This is a genomic window from uncultured Boseongicola sp., assembly GCF_937988555.1.
GTDB lineage: Bacteria > Pseudomonadota > Alphaproteobacteria > Rhodobacterales > Rhodobacteraceae > Boseongicola.
In genome coordinates this window covers 1-3950 of record NZ_CALJXO010000178.1, presented here as the reverse complement: position 1 = coordinate 3950, position 3950 = coordinate 1, and the positions used below count along the sequence as shown (strand labels likewise).

Sequence of the window (3950 nt, the reverse complement as noted above, 5' to 3'; positions counted from 1 at the left end):
CCTGTCCGAACGGGCGATGATCAACGACAGCGGTCGGAATTCCAAGATCAACCGCTTTTGGAAGACCGCCAGCATCCGGCCGGTTTGACAAAACCAATACAGGCCGCGCCGGGTGGTCGGCCGTCATGTCCCGGGCCAGCGCCAGCATGTTCGATCCACCGCCCGAAATCAGGACAGCAACGCGCTTCACGCGATGAGGCCGCGAAATGTGACACCCTCGCCGGCGGTGACCCGACCTATCACGATCACGTGGTGTCCGTCGTCTGCGAAAGCCTGCGTCGCGCGATCCACTTTGTCCGCCGGAACCGCTGCAATCATGCCGATGCCGCAGTTGAAGGTCTTCAGAAGTTCGCGGTCTTCGATCCCGCCCTGTCCTTGCAGCCATTGAAAAACTGGCGGAAGCGACCAGCTTTCAAGATCAATCACGGCCCCAAGCCCTGACGGCAGCATACGCGGCAGGTTTTCGGTCAAACCGCCCCCCGTGATGTGCGCTAACCCATGTAAGACGTCGCCTTCGGCAATCGCTGCGACCGCACCTTTGACGTATATGCGGGTCGGGCGCAGAAGGTCCTCGCCAAGCGTCACATCCGAATAGGGGCTTTGTGCATCCCATCCGAGGCCACTTTTCTCGACAATTCGACGCACCAGAGAATAACCGTTCGAATGGACCCCGTCGCTTGCCAATCCAAGGAGAACATCGCCCTCTGCAACGCCATCGGGCAGTGTACGACCCCGCTCCATCGCGCCGACCGCAAATCCCGCAAGATCAAAATCACCGTCAGAATACATGTCCGGCATCTCGGCCGTTTCGCCACCGATCAAAGCGCATCCCGCGCGCTTACAGCCCTCGGCGATGCCTTCAATGACCTCGGTTGCATGATCGACGTCCAGCTTGCCTGTCGCGAAGTAGTCGAGAAAAAACAGCGGCTCTGCGCCCTGACAAACGAGGTCGTTCACACACATAGCCACAAGGTCAATGCCAACGCCGCCCGCAATACCCGTGTCGATCGCAATCTTCAGCTTTGTGCCGACGCCGTCCGTTGCTGCGACCAAAATCGGGTCATTGTACCCGGCCGCCTTCAGATCAAAAAGTGCGCCAAACCCCCCAAGGCCAGACATGGTCCCTGCTCGAGACGTCCGCTTGGCGGCTGGCTTGATACGTTCCACCAAGGCATTCCCAGCATCTATGTCGACGCCCGCCTCAGCATATGTCAGCCCATTTTTGATCATCGCAATTCTTCCCTCGACGCTTGGCACGCGATACCGGATCAAAAGGCGGCTGTCCACGGTCCGTCGTCTGCTTCTTGACCGGGCGCTGACGTCTGGTATTGCGATGCTCGGCGGGCCTGTAGCTCAATTGGTTAGAGCAGAGCGCTCATAACGCTTTGGTTGGGGGTTCGAGTCCCTCCGGGCCTACCAAACACCGCCGTGATTTCGATGGACGTAAACGTAGTTGCGTTGGTTACTTCGTGGATTGCGTCGCCCTAAACCATATTGAAATTATAGCTATATTGTCTTTTTTCTTGGGCCGTGAGATGTGAAATTCAATTTAATACACAAAACGGAGAACCAGAATGGTAATCAAAGCCCTCAATAAGATGTCCCTGAAAGAGTTAAAAGCACAGCGCGCCGAAGTAGACGCCGCTATTTCCAACTTTGAAGAACGTCGAATCAATGATGCGAAAAAAGCAATTGAAGCAGTTGCGAAAGAGCATGGCGTTTCCATTGGAGATATTTACGGTGTCGGGAAGAAACGTAAAAAAGCAAAAGCTGCTGCCAAATTTGCGAACCCCGATAATGCCAGCGAAACATGGTCGGGTCGCGGTCGTCAGCCGGCTTGGTACAAGACGGCTGTCAGTGACGGGAAGTCCCCGGAAAGCATGGAAATTTAAAGTTCTGGAGGCCACTAAAGCTTAGCGTGGCAATACAATTGCCGCGTGCAAACCACCAAGGTCTGCGCTGTCGGATAATACAATCGACCCGCCATGTTGGCGCGCAATATCCCCCGCAATTGCCAATCCCAGTCCGACTCCAGAACCTGCATCCTGATTGCGGGACTGATCAAGCCGCGTAAATGGCTTAAGCGCCGCTTCGCGCAATTCAGAGGGAATTCCCGGGCCGTCATCTTCAACAGAGATCGAAACGAACTGCTCCGAAAGTGTAAGGCTTACGCGGGCCTTCGAACCATATTTTATTGCATTGCCAATTAGATTGCCGATTGCCCGATCAAAGGCCGGAGCGCGCAACGTGATCGGATCTGTCTTCGCCATTTCCCCAAGGCTAACGGCGCCACCTGCTCGAACCGCTTTATTGACCGCGTCGTGTATAAGCGGCGTCGGATCAATACGCTCGGGTTCGCCCAGCGACTCGCTGCGGGCAAAATCCAGAAACGCGTCAAGCATTTGCTGCATCTCGTCAACATCGCGCACCATGTCGTCGTTTTCCGGACTGTCGGACATGCTGATCGCAAGCCGCAGCCGGGTTAAAGGCGTTCGCAAGTCGTGACTGACCCCAGAGAGCAGAAGCGTTCGTTGCTCAATCTGGTGCTCAATCCGATCGCGCATCTGGATAAACGCATTCCCGGCCTCACGGACTTCTGCCGCGCCAGCAGGGCGAAACGCAACTGACCTTCCCTTTCCGAACGCGGAAGCTGCAGCCGCCAGCCGACGAATTGGACGCACCTGCCCGCGTAAATACAGCAGCGCAATCATCACCATCAACGCTGACGTGACACCGATCAGAACCAGAAACTGGTGCGGATTGCGTGCCGACAAACGCGTGCGCGGAATTTCAAGCAGCACAGCGCCATGAACCGAATTGATCGCAATCAACGCAAACCCTTTGCGCGATGTCAAATCTACAGTGTCAATGCCTGCAACCTGTTCCCGCAGGGTCGCTGTGACGGTACGTCCCGACAGATCAAGTCCTACCCGGGGCTCAACCGAAGGTCGGTCAAGAAAAGAAACCTCTAGCCCCAGGGGGGCGGCGATTTCTCGTGCGGCTATTAAAGCGCTTTCTGGGGTTTCGCTGGCATCGACCCGAGACAGGATCAACACGATTTCATTTGCCACGCCTTCCGTCATCTGGCGGGTGACGTCCTCGTAAAGCCGCTGGATGAAGACGATCGACATCACCAAAAGAATCGTCCCAACCGGCACCAGCAAGATCAGCGTCGCACGGCCAAAAAGAGAACGCGGCATAAACTGCTTGAGAAACTGTCCAATCATCCCCAAAGCCTAAGCATGCGACGCACCAAAGAGGAAGTGCCGATGACGCGCCCACCCGTTGGAACTGCCATAGAAATCGCCCCGGGTGTACGATCGATCCTTGCGCCCAATTCCGGACCGATGACCTATTGGGGCACCAATTCTTATATTCTTGGCGAAACCGAACTTGCCATCATTGATCCAGGTCCTGACGATGCGGGGCATATTTCGGCGCTTCTGGAAGCAACTGCGCAAAGTAGTGTGACTTATATCCTTGTGACCCACGCCCACGCCGATCACAGCGCAGCCGCAAAGGTGCTGTCCGCGCAAACAGGCGCGCCAGTCGTAGCGTTCGGGCCGCCAGAAGCTGGTCGGCGCGATGTCATGCAGCGGCTGTCACAGGAAAGCAGCCTCGGCGGTGGTGAAGGTCTTGATCACGGCTTTGCGCCAGATATCTGCCTCCGCGAAGGGGATACGCTGCATGGCACAGGTTGGGAGCTTGGTGTTTTGCATCTTCCCGGCCATTTCGCAGGCCAGCTTGGGTTTCAATTCGGCGACATCCTGTTTTCTGGAGATCACGTCATGGATTGGGCCTCGTCGATCGTATCGCCCCCTGACGGCCATCTGGGAGATTTTCTGGCAACGTCCCGCAAACTGATTAAACTAGGCAGCACACCCATTAATTTCTGTTCTTTCGCCTAGGCTTGTGATTCATTTCGGCTAAAGGAACATGCGGAGGCAGAA

The 3950-nt window shown here is 56.0% G+C and carries 5 protein-coding genes and 1 tRNA gene; 3 read left to right on the top strand and 3 right to left on the bottom strand.

The genetic code is table 11. The features are described 5' to 3' along the window. Positions 1-190, bottom strand: a 190-nt coding sequence (locus Q1B15_RS09680; protein WP_299753407.1) for a formyltransferase family protein, incomplete at its 3' end; no start/stop codon positions are given. Beyond that, complete coding sequence (gene purM, locus Q1B15_RS09675) at positions 187-1236, bottom strand: phosphoribosylformylglycinamidine cyclo-ligase (protein ID WP_299753409.1); 1050 nt, start codon at positions 1234-1236, stop codon at positions 187-189. The genes Q1B15_RS09680 and purM, both read right to left, overlap by 4 nt. A 106-nt stretch (positions 1237-1342) precedes the next feature. On the opposite strand from purM, the gene Q1B15_RS09670 reads away from it, so the two are divergent. Together Q1B15_RS09670 and Q1B15_RS09665 are read left to right on the top strand one after the other, a co-directional pair. Next, positions 1343-1419 (top strand) — tRNA-Ile (locus Q1B15_RS09670). A 155-nt stretch (positions 1420-1574) separates the two neighbouring features. After that, entirely contained in the window at positions 1575-1892 is a 318-nt protein-coding gene (locus tag Q1B15_RS09665; RefSeq protein ID WP_299753405.1) for an H-NS histone family protein, read from the top strand. A 21-nt stretch (positions 1893-1913) separates the two neighbouring features. On the opposite strand, the gene Q1B15_RS09660 is transcribed toward Q1B15_RS09665, so the two are convergent. Continuing rightward, complete coding sequence (locus Q1B15_RS09660) at positions 1914-3227, bottom strand: ATP-binding protein (protein WP_299753403.1); 1314 nt, start codon at positions 3225-3227, stop codon at positions 1914-1916. A 42-nt stretch (positions 3228-3269) separates the two neighbouring features. On the opposite strand from Q1B15_RS09660, the gene Q1B15_RS09655 reads away from it, so the two are divergent. Then, positions 3270-3908, top strand: coding sequence for an MBL fold metallo-hydrolase (locus Q1B15_RS09655; protein ID WP_299753401.1), 639 nt, complete (start codon positions 3270-3272; stop codon positions 3906-3908). Positions 3909-3950: the final 42 nt, after the last annotated feature.